A 16,103-nucleotide genomic window follows, 5' to 3' on the forward strand; every position below is an offset into this window, starting at 1 on the left:
AATAAAAATATATGACTATTTTTATTATGGGGGAGAAGCGATGGGTAATAAGAAAAGAAAGAAAAAAGCACAACTTCCCTTTCGGATTAACATATTGTTTTTTGTTGTGTTTCTTATGTTTTCCGTACTGATTATGCAGCTTGGTGTTGTGCAAATACTTAATGGGGAAGCATTTCAAGAGGAAATTGACAGAACGATTCAAGATACAACAAAAATACCAGTACCGCGTGGGAAAATTTATGACGTTAATCACGATGTGGTGGTCGATAATAAACCACTTTATTCCATTACCTATACTCCAGCAAAAGGGACCCAGGCTGAAGATAGGCTAAAGGTCGCCAAAAAACTTGCAACATTCATTTCCATGGATAGTGAAGATTATCTAGACGGGATTACGGAAAGAAACATACAGGAATATATATATTTACAAGACATAGACAAAGCAGAAGATCGCGTAACTGCTGAAGAACAAAAGGAGCTTAGTAATTCTGATTTCTATAAGCTTGTTTTAGAGCGTATTCCAGAGGAAGACATAGATCAAGATAAATTTTCAAAGCAAGAGTTAGAAGTCATTGCAATAAAAAAAGAGTTAGACAAAGCTTATTCTTTAACACCACAAATTGTTAAAAATGAAGATGTTACAGCAAAAGAATATGCCCAAGTAGCTGAACATCTCAGTGAGCTGCCTGGAATTAATGCAACGACTGATTGGGATAGAGAATATCCATACGAGAATACTTTCAAAGGCTTACTTGGTTCCATTACTTCACAAGAACAGGGTATTCCAGCTGAAAGTGTAGACTATTACATGACAAGAGGATATAGTAGGAATGATCGTGTCGGCAAGAGTGGACTTGAGGAGTATTATGAAGAATCTCTTCGTGGCAGAAAAGAGCAGATTCAATATACGACAACCAAGTCAGGAAGAGTTATTGACTCTAAAACAATTGTAGAAGGGGAACGAGGAAAAGATCTCGTACTCACGGTCGATATGGAGTTTCAAGAAGAAGTTGATAAGATTGTTCGTGAAGAATTAAAAGCTGCTAAGAGTAAGCATCCTTATGCGAATAGATTTATGGAAGATGCCATCGCAGTTGTTATGAACCCAAAAACAGGGGAAATTTTGGCCGCTAGTGGGCAAGCATATAATAAGAAGACAAAGGAGTACTCGAATGCAGAGCTTCGGACTTTGTATAATGCAAATTTACCTGGATCCACAGTAAAAGGAGCAACGGTACTAGCGGGACTACAATCAGGTGTCATAACTCCTGGACAGACTTTCAATGACAGACCAATTAATATTGCGGGAAGAGTAAAGGGTTCGTATAGTCGATTGGGACCTGTTGATGACCTTAGAGCTTTGCAGAGGTCTTCCAACGTTTATATGTTCTATATTGCTTTAAAAATGGGTGGAGAGAATAGGTATCCTTTTCCTGACGGCAGTACGGCATCGTTTGATTCAGCTGCATGGCAGCAGATGCGGAACTACTTCCGACAGTTTGGTTTAGGGGTAAAGACGGGAATCGACTATCCATATGAAAGTGTTGGCGTTGTCGGAGATTCAAATAATAATCCTGGTTTACTAATGGACTATGCTATAGGACAATATGATTCTTACACAGCAATGCAATTGGCCCAATATGTCTCAACTATAGCAAACGACGGTTACCGTGTACGTCCACATTTTCTAAAAGAGATCCGGGAGCCTGGAACTTCTGACGAACAATTAGGTTCAGTTTATCGTACTGAGAATACAGAAGTGCTAAATAGAATTGAGATGGACCAATCTTATATTGATAGAGTACAACAAGGCTTCCGTCTTGTGGCTACTGTTGGGACTGCCAGCGAACTAGCAAATAAAGATTACATGCCAGCAGCCAAAACAGGGACTGCAGAAAATTTTGCGATAGATGAGAATGGAAATCTGGTTGATACAGAGAACCTTTCACTAGTGGGCTATGCACCATATGATGACCCGGAAGTAGCGTTTGCTGTTATTGCACCAAACACAGGGAAAATTAAAGATCAACATCCTATCCAGCATAATATGGCTTCACGCATTCTCGATGCATATTTTGATATGAAAGATGGGAATGATGAAGATAGTGAGGAAGAAGAAAACTAAGTAGAAAAACAGCTCTCCTGCGGAGGAGGGCTGTTTTTTGTTTACGAAAATTTTACAAAGAGTAAATAGTAGCTTAATACTTACCTGTTACCCTTATAGTATGTTAGACAGAATAGGGGGGATTCCATGGCAACACGTGGACAGTTTCACCATGAACTGGAAGAGATAAATACTGATATCATCCGGTTAGCAGATGCAGCCGAGGAAGCATTAGAGAATGCAATTAACGCATTATTTAACAAAGACACAGAGCAAGCTAAGGCAATTATTGAACAGGATCATAATATTGACAGGTTGGAAATTGAAATTAATGATAAGACCATTTTACTTATTGCAAAGCAACAACCGGTAGCAACAGACTTGAGAAGGCTCATTATTGCTTTAAGGATTGTAACAGATTTGGAACGTATGGCAGATAACGCAAAAAATATTGCCAATGCTACGATCTATTTAGGTGAATATAATGAGGTTGTATTACCAGAAGGTTTAAAGAAGATGCATGAAATTGCTAAAGACATGCTTCACACGGCTTTAAAGGCCTTTAGCGAAGAAGATATAGCACTTGCAAGCAGTCTATCTGCGATGGACGATAAAGTGGACCGATTGTACAAATTAATTATCAGTGAATTGCTTGGTGAAACAGCTACAAATCCTGACAAAATTCAATATGTTATGCAAGTCTCATTTTGTGCTAGATATTTGGAGCGCTATGCGGACCATATCACGAACATCGGGGAAAGTATTTTGTTCCTTGTTAAAGGTGAAAATTATAATTTAAATTAAAAGCAGTATGGCAGTTAAAACCTGCCATACTGCTTATTTTGTAATTGCCTCAGCTACTTCATAGTGGCTCATGCCAGTGGTAAGTTCATATTCACCTATTTGTACTTTCAGGTGATAATCATTATCTATCAAGTATTCATTAAACTCTCCTGCATCATCAATAATATCGTTATTTTCTAATACAGAGCTGATATCAGAAGAGGCCATTCCTTCTTTTATCTTTAACGTATAGGAAGTTTTTTCCTTTTCTTCTTCCTTTTCTGTTTTTTCGCTATCATTTTCATCAGAGTTTTCTTCTTTGGCTTTCTCAGTTGCTTCGTCTTCCTGATCTTTCGAAGAGTCCTCTTCTTTATTGGAAGATTCCTGTTCGGAATTTTCTTCTTTAGAATCAGTTTCAGCGGAAGCTGTTTTACTTTCATCTCCAACCGAAGCAGCAATATATTCTTCTTTATTTAAGACATAGTAGCCTTTTTGTTCAACAAGGTCGATTAGGTCCTCTGCAGCTAAATCCTCTACTTTCTCTCCACCGGTACCAAAAAAGAATATCCCGCCAAGTAGCAGTATACCTGCAGTAAATAACCCTATAGCAAACGATCGTACACTTTGTTTCATTGGTTTCTCCTTTTCAAATACAGATTGTTACCTTTTGGATCAATTGCTTTTAGTTAAGTCTTCTGGGTAGTTTTCAGTAAGTAATTCTTCTTCCAAAATCTTAATCTTCTTCTTCATTTGATATGTATCTTGCATTGTTGAAATAGAAAATTGCTCGAGCTGGCTTTCCAAATCTTCCAAACGGTCATTCATAAAGAAAGACAGAACGAATAACACAATAGCAACCACAAGAATAGCAATGACTGCGAATAACATTTTTCAACCTCCTTATTATCAGCAAATGCTTAATTTGAGTCATTTCGCTTTTATTCTACATTACTAGTTATATCATATAAACAAGCACTAGACCATAGTAAATATATGGTTTCAAAACGAAAAACGAATAAACAATGCTTGGTGGAATCATAGATTGAGCTAAATAATTACCCCCTTATAATCTATCATAAAGGCTTTCTAAAATAATAAATTTAATCTGAAACGAATAATAATAATGAGAAATATGTTTACCATCTAAATAAAAAGAGATGGGGCAGTAATCCACATAAAAGAATTATAGAGAGTTAAAATAATTTTTTTGTTACTCCTTGATAGTTTGGCGAATTTCTGCTATTATTATTAAGTCTGAAATGAATGCTGAGCTGCCTATAAGCAAGTTTCTTATAGTTTGGAGGGAAAATTATGCGCGTAAACATTACATTAGCTTGTACTGAAACAGGTGATCGTAACTATATTTCAACAAAAAACAAACGTACGAACCCTGAACGTATCGAGCTTAAGAAATATAGTCCACGTCTTAAAAAACACACTTTACATCGCGAGACTAAATAGTTTTAAACGAAACTCCTGTCATTGATGGCAGGGGTTTTATTTCTATTTTAGGGAGCTGATTGTTTTGACCAAAGCAGAATTGCGTGCAAACTCGATAGAATTTTTAAAAGGGATTAGTAAAGAGGACAGATACATAACAGAAAAGAAACTTAAGGATCAATTAATTTCCAGTTCTATTTGGGAGCAAGCAACTACTATTGGGTTAACTGTCTCCCAAGCAATGGAGTGGGATACCAAGCCTATTATTGAAGAAGCTTGGAAGGCTGGAAAAACGGTGTGTGTTCCAAAATGCTCTCCAAAGGAAAGGATGCTTACCTTTTATAAGTTAGAGTCATTTAATCAATTAGAGGTAGTTTACTATAATTTGCTTGAGCCAAATCCAACTGTGACACAACCAGTGGCTAAAATGGAAATTCAGCTATTATTAGTCCCAGGTCTCGTTTTTGACAAACGGGGTTACCGAATTGGTTTTGGTGGAGGATATTATGACCGTTATCTTGCCGATTATCCGAATGTAACAGCTTCACTCATGCATTCCGAGCAACTTGTTGATCAAGTACCAGCAGAGTCATTTGATATTCCAGTTCAACATATCATAACAGCAGAGAAATCTTGGTAGAGAGCAAATAAGCTAGATGTATAAATAATGATAAACCACCTCAAACTAAGTTCACCATCTAAAGAAAGAGAAGGTGAAAAGTGTATGCGAGTTACGACAATTGTATTAGGAATATTAGGTATCATTGGTATCGTGTATAAATGGCGATACCGAATCGTTAATACATTACTGGCAATTAGTTTTTTACGACGTCTTGCTGTTACCTTATCCATGAATATGCCAACTATTCGATCGAAAATATTACCTGGTTTGTTTGGAAAACAACAATCGAATGAAATGTGAAAAAAGAAGCTGCCATGTCAGCTTCTTTTTTGTTATTTACCCACAAGAAATCACTAGCATGAAGAGACCTTTATCAGGGTAAGTATATAAAGTGAAACTTCAACCAGTGGGGTTTTTGTTCTTCCCCCACTGATTGTTAGTTGAACGAATCGGGGTGTTAGTGTCCGTGTACTCCCACTTAAACATCCCGTTGTCACTTCATGTTTTAAAGTGGGAGTCTTACGGACGGTTGCACCGGGGTAAAAGTTTGGTATGATGGAAAGGCAGGAGGGGAGACCATGTACTTAGATGAACAATTTTCAATGTATCAACTGGCACATTACTTTGTAACGAAACACCAGTTCGAGGTACTATATATAAATAATAAAGAGGAAGAAATTTGGCTAGAGCAAAATGTGAAGCGAAACTCCAATGTGATTAGACTTATACATAAAGGTTTCGACTGGAAAAACCATTTACGCAATGATATCGCGACTACATTTCAACGATGTAAAGCATTGAGTAAAGTAATCACTGGAAAATTTGTTACAATACATAATGTTTATTTTTCTTCACACCCACCAGTTGATGATTGGGAATTTCTAAAAAAGCCTATGCAATTAAAAGAGAAAAATGCCACGAAAATGAATGTCTATTATATTACTAACGAAAACAGCCAAGAAGAAAAGTCACGGTTATTCCGTTCCCTTGAAGTGGGGCCGCCGTTAGAAGGGGAGTCCAATGAAGAGAAGGAACCTGCTGTTTTAATCTATAAAAAGGCATTACAGGATGCATTTTTTGCAAAGAAAAAAGAAGTAGATAATTTATTTTTTTATGGTAAACCATTCTTAACGTATTTGTTGTTAGCTATAAATATTATTTTATTTATATGGTTGGAAGTACGAGGTGGCAGTGAAAATATTCACAATCTTATTGAATCTGGTGCTAAATACAATCCGGCAATTATTGAAGGAGAATGGTGGAGAATAATAAGCTCCATGTTTTTACATATCGGGGTTTTGCATTTAATGATGAATATGCTGGCTGTTTATTATCTGGGGTCAACTGTAGAAAGAATATACGGATCAGCAAGATTTTTATTCATCTATTTTCTAGCTGGTATTGGAGGGGGACTTGCAAGCTTTGCCTTTTCCTATAATATTTCTGCCGGTGCTTCAGGTGCATTATTTGGTTTATTTGGCGCCTTATTGTTTTTTGGAGTAATATATAAGAAAATCTTTTTTCAAACAATGGGGCGCGGCGTCTTAATCATTCTAGCTATCAATATTGTTTTTGGATTCCTAGTGCCTCAAGTTGATTATATTGCACATTTAGGTGGACTTGCTGCAGGTTTTATTGCTTCTGCCATTATCCACTTGCCTAACAAGAAAAAGATTGTACTCCAACTTAGCGCATTGGTAATCTATTTTTTACTGTTAAGTGGGCTGGTAGCTTTTGGTATCCAGCATAACGAAACTAATCAAGAATATTATTTAATGCAAATAGATGAACTTTTACAGGATGAAAAGTATCAGGAAGTTGTAGAGGTTGCCACTGAGGGGCTGGCAAAAGAAGGGGAATTGGAGGAAAATCTGCTTTTTCAACGGTCGTATGCTTATATACAGTTAGATCGATCAGAAGAGGCGGAGACAGACCTTGAAAGAACAATAGAAATCAACAATAGCTTGTCAGAGGCTCACTATAACTTGGCCGTGCTTTATGCGAATAAGGGAGATTTGACAGAGGCAAGAGAAGCGATTGAACGTGCTAGTCAACTCAACCCTAAGGACGAAAATATTAAGAGTTTGTATGATCAATTAATGGAAGAAAGTCCTTAAAAGTATCTATTGCTCCTATGTTTTCAAGTAAGCTAACGGACAATGAGAGAATGAGACATTTACTTAGAAAAAATTGGATAAGGAGGTAAAGCTGTTGCAAATAGTAGAAATAAAAGATATAGCTGCCTATCAAGAAGAATTGGCAACTTTGTTTCAAGAAGTGGTAGCTGAAGGTGCTGCACTTAATTATTTATATCCCATGCATTACGAAACAGCCATTCATTACTGGAAAGATGTTGTATCCGAGCAGGTTCAATTATTTATTTGTCTCCTTGATGGTAAGGTAGTAGGTACAATTCAGTTACACCTCGCAAATAAGGAGAATGGACTGCACCGAGCCGAAATTGCCAAGTTAATGACACATCCAGAAGCACGTAGGAAGGGTGTAGCGAGAAAACTCCTTCAGTCTGCCGAACAAGCAGCCAAGCAAGAAAAGAGAACGCTTCTATTATTGGATACAGCCAAGGGATCTTCAGCTAATATGCTTTATCAATCAGAGGGGTATGAACTATACGGAGAAGTACCAGCTTATTCGCAGGATGCCTTCGGTAATTACAAAGATAATAATTTTTATTATAAGATAGTAAAATAAAGTGATACTTCATTTTGTGGGGGTTTCCCTCAGGTTTTGAAGTAGGGGATTACTGGCAGCGAAGGCGATGTAAATATAATGGTCTAAGAAAAACTATGGAAATATACTAAAAAAGTGCCAATGGCACTTTTTTAGTTTTCAGTAAGACTGTACTTCTGTATAAGCTGGTTTTTTCTCCCATTTAACTCAAAAAGGACAAGTAAATGATCTAGGTCCTTACTAAAAAGGATAATGGGGATGTAGCTGGTAGGTTTTTTATTATTTTTCGATGTGGCAGGTACAATATAATTCTTATAGAGCCCCTCCCATAACTGCCCCATGATTTTGTCTGTTTCCTGTTGTGTAAATGATGGTAGTGGTTCTGTTTGATAAGTAGCCAGGCTCGTTAAAGGGACGGATAGATAGTTGCCACTATCTATATCAAAATGAGTAAATAGCTGATTCCAATGGTATAAAAGCTGTTGACGGGTGGTTTTTTCCAAGAGGTTTTTCCACTCCACCTCATAATTATTCTGTGGTTTTTTAAATGATTCTAAGGCAGTTGTTGGAGAGTCAATGACATATAGTTGATCTGCCGTTATTTGTTGCATACTATGAATGGATTTATCTTGTTTATGAATCTCACCGTGGTGAAACGTAATAGCTTGAAATAAGCTGCTGTCTTCATGGAATAATCTTTCTTTCATAATAATGCTATCTGAATTCTGCTTCCACTTACTTCTTACCCCACGAAGTCTTCCATTATCGAATAATAGAGAAGCGTCTTGCCTAAGGTAGGTTGGAGCTTCGCTTACAGAGGTCGCGGACCAAATTATTTCATATGAATCATTCCCATTTTCCGAAAACAGCGATATATCGGTTTGTACTTTTTCAAAACGTTGGTCCTCTGTTATTGGAAAATAGGTTATGGCAGGCAACGTATGAATGTTTACTATATAAATGATGGCGGCAGCACTAATTGAAACAATAATGATTGAAAGAAATCCCCATTTATTCATCAACTATTCACCCTCTAGAGTAGCTTGTCTAATCCATTGTATGAATTTAGGTAAGAAGATATGTTAGATGTATAGAAAACAACCCAGCTTGTCAAACTACCATTATGAAGAGAAAGAGAGTTGGGTGAGGATATGTCAGAAGAAATAAACAAAGAAAAAGTCATGTATACCAGCTATGATAAAAATGTAGAATATTTATCAAAAAGACTCGGTGTGGATAAAAGCTTTGATATTATACAATTGGATTTAGAGTACGCTGGAAGAAGAATGGCACTGTTTTTAATAGATGGATTTGCAAAAGATGACATTCTTCACCTTTTGATGAAGTTACTTGCTAAGTTGGAGCCCGAGGATATTGAACCTGATCCATTAGCAAAATTACTTAAAACGTATATTCCTTACGTAGAGATAGAACAGGTGGACGATCTCAACCTGGCTACAAATCAAATACTTGCTGGTCCTTCCGCATTGATCGTAGAAGGTATCAATAAAGTAATCATGATTGATGCCAGAACATATCCCGCAAGAACCCCTGCCGAACCAGATTTAGAAAGAGTAGTACGAGGATCCAGAGATGGATATGTGGAAACACTGGTATTCAACACGGCTTTAACTAGAAGAAGGGTTCGTGATCGAACGTTAAGAATGGAATATACACAGGTCGGACGCCGTTCTTTGACAGATGTTTGTATTTGTTATATTGAAGATATTGCAGATATGGAAAGAGTTGAACATTTGAAAGGCGTATTAGATAAAATCGATACAGACGGACTCCCGATGGCGGAAAAAACAATAGAAGAATTTCTTAGTGGACGTTATTGGAACCCTTATCCAACAGTTCGATACACAGAAAGACCTGACACTGCTGCATCTCACCTTTATGAGGGACATGTATTGCTTATCATCGATGGCTCACCAAGTGTCATGATTACACCAGCTACGTATTGGCATCACCTGCAACATGCGGAAGAATACCGGCAGAAGCCATTGGTGGGTGCCTACTTACGTCTGATAAGGTTCATTGCTGTATTCGCTTCGATTTTTATTCTTCCACTATACTATTTATTTTCTGTAAATCCTGAACTGCTGCCATCTGGATTAGAATTTATTGGCCCAAACCAAATGGGAGTTGTGCCTATAATTGCCCAGTTTATAATTGCAGAAATAGGAATTGATGTCTTGCGCATGGCTGCCATTCATACGCCATCTTCTTTAGCCACTGCTCTGGGACTAGTGGCAGCCATTCTAATTGGACAAATTTCTGTGGAAGTTGGATGGTTCTCTAATGAAGTTGTCTTATACTTGGCAGTAGCTGCTATAGGAACGTACGCTACACCAAGTTATGAAATGAGTTTAGCTAATCGGCTCGTACGTATCTTTTTATTAATCTGCACTTCTTTGTTTGGTGTAATGGGGTACGTAACTGGAATTACACTTTGGATTCTTTATCTTGCCAGAATGCAGTCGTTTCATATACCCTATTTTTGGCCGTTCCTACCTTTTTCCTATCGTCCATTTCGGGACATTTTTGTACGGACACCAATCCCATTAAAAAACAGAAGACCCCTCTTTTTAAACCCGCAGGACCCTGACCGTTAACAGGTTACCTGCGGTTTTTTTATGCGTAAAGAACTGGGGCATGTCGATATTGAACTAGGACAAGGCATATGTAGTCTCCCACCACGACGCCTCTCGCTTTTATTGTAGTTCCTATTCCAAAAAAAGTTTGCTATAATTAAATTTGGTGATTTTTATGAAAACAATTTATGATGTTCAACAACTTCTTAAACGATATGGATCGTTCGTATATACTGGTGATCGTTTGGGAGACTTGGAATTGATGGATATGGAGCTAACTGAATTGCATAAATGGGATTTTATTAGTGTAGAAGACTATACAATGGCCAAGTTACTTTTGCGAAGCGAAATATCTAAAGTAGAAAAAGAGAGAAGGGGGAACACTTAACATGACTCAGAGCGAATGGATTATTGGTGTTGATGTTGGAGGAACGAGTGTAAAGATTGGCATTATTTCAGCAACAGGGGATATTTATAAGAAATGGGAAATGAAAACAGATAAATCAGATGGTGGGCAGCATATTATGGAGGATGTCTGGGCCTCCATCCAACAGAATCTATCTGAATTGAATATCTCATCAGATAATATATTAGGGATTGGTTTAGGCGCACCTGGGTTTATTGACGGAGATACTGGCTATATTTACGAAGCAGTCAATATTGGCTGGAAGGAATATGATTTACCAGGTCATTTGAAACAACTTTCAGGACTCCCAGTTTTTGTAGAGAACGATGCAAATGTCGCTGTGCTAGGAGAGAATTGGCAGGGTGCAGGTCGTCAAGAGAAAAATGTTATCGCTATTACGCTTGGAACTGGTGTAGGGGGCGGCATTATTGCAAACGGTGAGATTGTAAACGGTACAAATGGGATGGCTGGTGAGATTGGACATATGACGATTGAAACAGCTGGAAGACCTTGTAACTGTGGAAGAACAGGTTGCCTAGAAACAATAGCTTCAGCCACGGGAATTGTAAAACAGGCGATGGAGTTAATTGAAGCGGGGAATAGTGAAAGTAAATTAGTGGCACATTACGCAAATCACGGTCTCTTAACTGCTAAAGATATTTTCAACTATGCGGCATTGGGAGATCAAGATGCTAGTTCTATTGTTCACTATACTGCCGATGTACTTGGTTTAGTTATTGCTAACATGGGGGCTCTTCTTAACCCGTCGAAAGTATTAATTGGTGGTGGCGTATCAAAAGCTGGAGATCAATTACTTGATGCGATTAAGGCGTCATTTGAGAAATATGCCCTTGAAAGGGTAAGTTCCATTTGCGATATGAGGGTTGCAGAGTTGGGAAATGATGCGGGCATTATTGGAGCGGCCTTCCTTGTAAAACAAAAAGTTCTTCATGTTTCTTTCTAGTTATTTTACCTTTTCCTGTAAATTATTGTGATCCAAAATTTTTATATGTTGCTTTGAAACTTTTATTATATTCAATACGTCATATACTTATATGAGTTTTACAGAAATCATACATGAATTTATCCCTGCGTTTATAATATAAATGCAGGGGAATTGATAATTAGCGATAAAAATACGTTAGCTAAGTACATATATGTTATTTTGACAATGTGTTGAAAGGGAAAAGCAGGAGGAAACAAAAATGAATATTAATCAAAAGAAAATGCCTTTTTTTATCATTGCTACTATATTATTTGGGGTAAAAACATATATCGTTTATCGGTTTATATTTAATATCGACCTTGAAAATATAATGCAAGAGTTAATCCTATTTATAAATCCATTTGTTTCAACCTTTTTGTTATTTGCAATTAGCGTCTGGTTCAGCAAAAAATCAAGACAAATGAAGTATATTCGGTATACAGCATTACTTGCTTCCCTAGTAGTATTTGCTAATATTGTGTTTTATCGATCGTTTGCTGATTTTATCACCATTCCCCAGTTATTACAGGGAAGTAATGCTGCTGACCTAGGGAAAAGTATCTTATCCTTGATGCGACCATATGACATTTTATTGTTTATCGACGTAGCATTAATATGGTATTTAAGCAAAAAAAGAGCAGATAGTTTCATTATAGATTTTTCTAGGAGAGGGAAAGTATTTGCTTTAGCAATGTCTCTTGTACTACTTGCAGGAAACTTTTTTTTGGCAGAGATGGAGCGCCCTCAGCTATTCACGCGTGCATTTGACCGCGAGTATCTTGTAAAAAATATAGGGCTGTTTAACTACCATATATACGACATTGCGATTAATACAAAAGCAACAACACAGAAAGTTTTTGCGGACGGCAATGAAATTCCTGAAATTAAGAAGTATGTAGAGAATAACGTTAAGACTGATCAAAAATCAGAGATGTTCGGGGTTGCGGAAGATAAAAACGTTATCTTTATCAATGCCGAGTCTTTACAAAGTTTTGTGATCAATAATGAAGTAAATGGGGAAGAAATTACGCCATTCTTGAATAGCTTAACAGAAGATGAAAACACGTATTACTTTGAAAATTTTTATCATCAGACAGAGCAGGGAAAAACTTCTGATTCTGAATTTTTGGTTGAAAACTCCTTGTATCCTTTGTCGCGTGGAGCTGTTTTCTTTACACATGGACAGAATGAATACAATGCAATGCCTGAAATTCTAGGTCAAGAAGGTTATACCGCAAATGTTTTCCATGCAAATAACAAAAGTTTCTGGAACAGAGACCAGATGTACGAAAGTTTAGGTATTGATGCGTTTTATGGAGAAGAGGCTTATGAGGTAACAGACGATAATTCTGTAGGCTGGGGATTAAAGGATAAACCCTTTTTCGAACAATCTATTGAACACCTTCAGACATTAAAGGAGCCATATTACTCTAAACTTATAACGTTGACAAATCACTTTCCGTTTGAATTACCTGAAGAAGATAAGTCGATAGAGGCTTATGATTCTAACTCAGCTACTCTTAATAATTTCTTTCCCACGGTTCGTTATATGGATGAATCCATTGAGCAGTTTTTTGAACAATTAAAGGCTGCAGGTTTATATGAGAATTCCATTATCGTCATTATGGGAGATCATTATGGGATAAGTGCCAATCATAATAAAGCAATGAGTCAGTATCTAGACAAAGAGGAAATTACTCCTTTTGATCATGTTCAGCTTCAGCGTGTGCCTTTCTTTATTCACATTCCTGGGCACGGGAAAGGAGAAGTACGTTCTGAGGTATCAGGGCAGATTGATGTCAAACCGACTATGCTAAGCTTGCTTGGGATTGAAAATGAAGAGGATATATACTTTGGAAATGATTTATTCTCAAATAAACGAAAAGATTATATTGCCTTAAGAAATGGCGATTTTATAAATAAAGATTTCGTTTATACAAGCGGTATTTGCTATGATCGCCAAACAGGTGAGCCAGTAGAAGGGGAAAGTGAAGTCTCTCTAGATGTTTCAATCGATGAAGAGGTGACTGCTTGTACTCCTATAGCGGATAAAGTGGATCAGGAACTTGCTTATTCAGATGACATGATTTATGGAGATTTATTTCGATTTATCGAACTTGATGATAAAGAAAAATAACAATAAAAACGGAGGACCATGGACTGTTGAGCAGTCACAAGGAAACCTCCGTTTTTAAATAGATTAATCTGATTAAATAAAAAAGCCCGGACGAGTTAAATAACCGTACGGACTTTTGGTCGTTCACCCTTAGTTTAATTCATTCCTGAAATCTCAGTGATAAGCGTTGCGATAGAGAAAAATCCAAATGCAACGGCAGTGATAGCGGAAAAAGCTAGAGCGAAGAAATTTTTGTATTTAAGCTGACGAATAACAGACACAACTGCAAGTAATGCAACCAATAATAATAATATTGCCAAAACGATATGCATCTTAGTTAACCCCCTTGTTCAGTTCATAAAATTGATCGTGACTACCGTTTATATTATTATGTAACTAACCCAATATAATATTTATTTTATAGTATTTCGTATCATTTGTCGAGAAATACATGGACTAAAAATGAATGAATTGGCGACAACCAGTTGGAGGGATTGAGATGGAAGTAAAAGCGTTATCATTAGGGCCTATAAGAACGAATTGCTATATCATACATAAAGAAGGAAATGCATTGATTATTGATCCGGGAGGGAATCCCGAAAAAGTAATGGCACTTATGGAAGACCTTATACTGACTCCGAAAGCTATTTTATTAACACATGCTCATTTTGACCATATAGGAGCAGTCCAAGAATTAAGAGAAAAGTATCAAATTGATGTTTACTTACACTCTGAGGAAAGCAATTGGCTACAGGATGCTTCATTAAATGGTTCGCTAGGTCTTATGGGACAAGAAATAACCACTTATGAGGCAGATCACGAGCTTCGAGAAGGCGATATAGAGATGTATGGATTTAAGTTTGAGATAAGACATACACCCGGACACTCACCAGGGAGTGTAAGCTTTGTTTTCCCTGATCAATCTATAGTAATTAGTGGAGATGTACTATTCAAGCAAGGAATAGGAAGAACGGATCTAACTGGCGGGGACATAAATGTGCTAGAAAAAAGCATCCGAAACAAGTTATATAACTTGAATGATGGCTATACGGTCTTCCCAGGCCACGGTTCTGAAACCACTATTGGGTTTGAAAAGCACCAAAATCCCTTTTTCCCTGATCATTAAAAAACAGGGCATCGGTCAAAATAATTGACTGGATGCCCTGTTTTTTAATGTCCGAAGCCTGGTACTAGTATAAACTCCGAGTACCATGTAAAGCCGATAAAAAATACCGTACAATAAGCCCCGAATAAATACATATACATACGCTCAGATAATTTCAAATAACTTACTGTAAGGAAAAATGCCGTTTGAACCAGGAAAAGAAGAGCTGCTCCTTGCATATCACCGATAAATAACATAACGGTGAATATGCCAGTCCAAAAGGCAAGCACGCGAAACATACGATCCATGCTTCCCCCTCCTTCTAGGTAACCTTTTCATTGTTATTATAAACGACCTTCTGCTACTTGTAAACGAATCTTGCTAAACAAAAGAAAGATTTGCAAAATAAAGGGAAATTTAGACGTAAACGATTGCATCTGCCTATCGTTAATCCTTCTTTTATTTAGTATAACCAACTCATAAAAGATTATGATTGTGGAACTGTCTAATCCAATAGTCCGCTTACCAAAAGTGGGCTTTCAATATTTTTTACTGCATTGCCTTCCGTCGTAATGGTAAAGGCTAATAAACAGGTATCTTCATTTATTCGCTCTACAACAATAAATACCTCTCCATGTGGAAAAAGATAGGAAGCTTGACTTGTTACATTTCCGGTAGCTTTAATCTCTTCAATTAGTAGTTGCCTGGAGGATTGAAAAAGTGTTTCTATTTTAGTTTGCTCCATTTGCATATCAGTCATGTGAAGTTCATTACGATAACCAGCAGTTCCGTGAAAAAGCAAAAGGAAAATGATCGAGAGGACTACCAGTACATAGGGAAGAATAAATCCTCTTTCATTCGTCATCGTACCATATGATCGTCTTTTCAAATGTCTCACCATCCTCCATCGTAACGAATATGGAAAATCCATAAGCAGCTGGTTCAAAGCGAAGATTTGATATATTTCTTAAATAAATCTCATGTCCCGTCCCGTTTACCCTGCGACGAATCAAGTTACCATATTTCTCAAGCGTCGTATTCGCTCCACCGACAAGGTTGAGTTCTAATATCTTACCAGCATCTTTTAGTTTAAAGCTTGTTGCATTTTTTACATCGTCTTGTAAGAAGGTAAAGAATTGTTGGACAGAAAACTCCTGCTCGTGAAGTGGTATGTCGGCAGCTTTCAGAAGGGCGGTGAGAAAAGGGAGGCTTAAGGCGAGGAAGCTGATTGCTAACAATGATTGGATCATAGTGAAT

19 protein-coding genes are annotated in these 16,103 nt (G+C 37.2%); 12 read left to right on the forward strand and 7 right to left on the reverse strand.

Annotation, left to right across the window (positions count from 1 at the left end; translation table 11 throughout):
- Nucleotides 1-40 precede the first annotated feature (40 nt).
- The gene (locus tag ACTWPF_RS09155; RefSeq protein WP_443149017.1) at nucleotides 41-2,125 is read left to right on the forward strand and encodes a peptidoglycan D,D-transpeptidase FtsI family protein; all 2,085 of its coding nucleotides are present in this window, start codon (nucleotides 41-43) and stop codon (nucleotides 2,123-2,125) included.
- Between the two features lie 126 nt (nucleotides 2,126-2,251).
- Complete coding sequence (gene phoU / locus ACTWPF_RS09160; protein ID WP_443149018.1) at nucleotides 2,252-2,908, forward strand: phosphate signaling complex protein PhoU; 657 nt, start codon at nucleotides 2,252-2,254, stop codon at nucleotides 2,906-2,908.
- Nucleotides 2,909-2,941: 33 nt separating this feature from the next.
- Here the strand turns inward: phoU and ACTWPF_RS09165 are convergent, their stop codons facing one another.
- Both ACTWPF_RS09165 and ACTWPF_RS09170 read right to left on the reverse strand, forming a co-directional pair.
- Complete coding sequence (locus ACTWPF_RS09165; RefSeq protein WP_443149019.1) at nucleotides 2,942-3,520, reverse strand: hypothetical protein; 579 nt, start codon at nucleotides 3,518-3,520, stop codon at nucleotides 2,942-2,944.
- A 39-nt stretch (nucleotides 3,521-3,559) separates the two neighbouring features.
- Complete coding sequence (locus ACTWPF_RS09170; RefSeq protein ID WP_036572581.1) at nucleotides 3,560-3,775, reverse strand: hypothetical protein; 216 nt, start codon at nucleotides 3,773-3,775, stop codon at nucleotides 3,560-3,562.
- Between the two features lie 423 nt (nucleotides 3,776-4,198).
- Between ACTWPF_RS09170 and rpmG the strand changes: the two genes are divergently transcribed.
- The 5 genes from rpmG (at nucleotide 4,199) to ACTWPF_RS09195 (ending at nucleotide 7,658) form a co-directional block, all read left to right on the forward strand.
- Nucleotides 4,199-4,348 carry a 50S ribosomal protein L33 gene (rpmG, locus tag ACTWPF_RS09175; protein WP_011066322.1) on the forward strand — a complete coding sequence of 50 codons (150 nt, stop codon included), beginning with the start codon at nucleotides 4,199-4,201 and terminating at the stop codon, nucleotides 4,346-4,348.
- Nucleotides 4,349-4,412: 64 nt separating this feature from the next.
- Complete coding sequence (locus ACTWPF_RS09180; RefSeq protein ID WP_443149020.1) at nucleotides 4,413-4,967, forward strand: 5-formyltetrahydrofolate cyclo-ligase; 555 nt, start codon at nucleotides 4,413-4,415, stop codon at nucleotides 4,965-4,967.
- A gap of 84 nt (nucleotides 4,968-5,051) precedes the next feature.
- Complete coding sequence (locus ACTWPF_RS09185) at nucleotides 5,052-5,249, forward strand: hypothetical protein (RefSeq protein ID WP_036572586.1); 198 nt, start codon at nucleotides 5,052-5,054, stop codon at nucleotides 5,247-5,249.
- 278 nt (nucleotides 5,250-5,527) lie between these two features.
- Entirely contained in the window at nucleotides 5,528-7,066 is a 1,539-nt protein-coding gene (locus tag ACTWPF_RS09190; protein WP_443149021.1) for a rhomboid family intramembrane serine protease, read from the forward strand.
- A gap of 94 nt (nucleotides 7,067-7,160) precedes the next feature.
- Complete coding sequence (locus tag ACTWPF_RS09195) at nucleotides 7,161-7,658, forward strand: GNAT family N-acetyltransferase (protein WP_443149022.1); 498 nt, start codon at nucleotides 7,161-7,163, stop codon at nucleotides 7,656-7,658.
- A 131-nt stretch (nucleotides 7,659-7,789) separates the two neighbouring features.
- Here the strand turns inward: ACTWPF_RS09195 and ACTWPF_RS09200 are convergent, their stop codons facing one another.
- Nucleotides 7,790-8,656, reverse strand: coding sequence for a hypothetical protein (locus ACTWPF_RS09200; RefSeq protein WP_443149023.1), 867 nt, complete (start codon nucleotides 8,654-8,656; stop codon nucleotides 7,790-7,792).
- A 132-nt stretch (nucleotides 8,657-8,788) separates the two neighbouring features.
- Here ACTWPF_RS09200 and ACTWPF_RS09205 point away from each other — a divergent pair, with 132 nt between their 5' ends.
- From ACTWPF_RS09205 to ACTWPF_RS09220, 4 genes are all read left to right on the forward strand, one after another.
- Complete coding sequence (locus tag ACTWPF_RS09205; protein ID WP_443149249.1) at nucleotides 8,789-10,255, forward strand: spore germination protein; 1,467 nt, start codon at nucleotides 8,789-8,791, stop codon at nucleotides 10,253-10,255.
- 154 nt (nucleotides 10,256-10,409) lie between these two features.
- Entirely contained in the window at nucleotides 10,410-10,622 is a 213-nt protein-coding gene (locus ACTWPF_RS09210; protein ID WP_106896933.1) for a YqgQ family protein, read from the forward strand.
- Between the two features lies 1 nt (nucleotide 10,623).
- Nucleotides 10,624-11,604 carry an ROK family glucokinase gene (locus ACTWPF_RS09215; RefSeq protein WP_443149024.1) on the forward strand — a complete coding sequence of 327 codons (981 nt, stop codon included), beginning with the start codon at nucleotides 10,624-10,626 and terminating at the stop codon, nucleotides 11,602-11,604.
- A gap of 241 nt (nucleotides 11,605-11,845) precedes the next feature.
- On the forward strand, nucleotides 11,846-13,762 hold the full coding sequence (locus tag ACTWPF_RS09220; protein WP_443149025.1) for an LTA synthase family protein: 1,917 nt from the start codon (nucleotides 11,846-11,848) through the stop codon (nucleotides 13,760-13,762).
- A gap of 134 nt (nucleotides 13,763-13,896) precedes the next feature.
- Here the strand turns inward: ACTWPF_RS09220 and ACTWPF_RS09225 are convergent, their stop codons facing one another.
- Entirely contained in the window at nucleotides 13,897-14,073 is a 177-nt protein-coding gene (locus ACTWPF_RS09225; RefSeq protein ID WP_106896930.1) for a DUF2759 family protein, read from the reverse strand.
- Nucleotides 14,074-14,207: 134 nt separating this feature from the next.
- Here ACTWPF_RS09225 and ACTWPF_RS09230 point away from each other — a divergent pair, with 134 nt between their 5' ends.
- Nucleotides 14,208-14,867 (forward strand): MBL fold metallo-hydrolase, encoded by a 660-nt coding sequence (locus ACTWPF_RS09230; protein ID WP_443149026.1) that lies wholly within the window; start codon nucleotides 14,208-14,210, stop codon nucleotides 14,865-14,867.
- Nucleotides 14,868-14,911: 44 nt separating this feature from the next.
- Here the strand turns inward: ACTWPF_RS09230 and ACTWPF_RS09235 are convergent, their stop codons facing one another.
- The 3 genes from ACTWPF_RS09235 to ACTWPF_RS09245 form a co-directional block, all read right to left on the reverse strand.
- Nucleotides 14,912-15,154 carry a DUF2626 domain-containing protein gene (locus ACTWPF_RS09235; RefSeq protein WP_106896928.1) on the reverse strand — a complete coding sequence of 81 codons (243 nt, stop codon included), beginning with the start codon at nucleotides 15,152-15,154 and terminating at the stop codon, nucleotides 14,912-14,914.
- Between the two features lie 197 nt (nucleotides 15,155-15,351).
- Complete coding sequence (locus ACTWPF_RS09240) at nucleotides 15,352-15,735, reverse strand: hypothetical protein (protein ID WP_159033253.1); 384 nt, start codon at nucleotides 15,733-15,735, stop codon at nucleotides 15,352-15,354.
- On the reverse strand, nucleotides 15,701-16,096 hold the full coding sequence (locus tag ACTWPF_RS09245; RefSeq protein ID WP_443149027.1) for a competence type IV pilus minor pilin ComGF: 396 nt from the start codon (nucleotides 16,094-16,096) through the stop codon (nucleotides 15,701-15,703). Before ACTWPF_RS09245 ends, ACTWPF_RS09240 begins: the two co-directional genes overlap by 35 nt.
- Between the last annotated feature and the right edge of the window lie 7 nt (nucleotides 16,097-16,103).

The organism is Oceanobacillus sp. M65 (assembly GCF_052246275.1).
Lineage (GTDB): Bacteria > Bacillota > Bacilli > Bacillales > Amphibacillaceae > Oceanobacillus_B > Oceanobacillus_B jordanicus.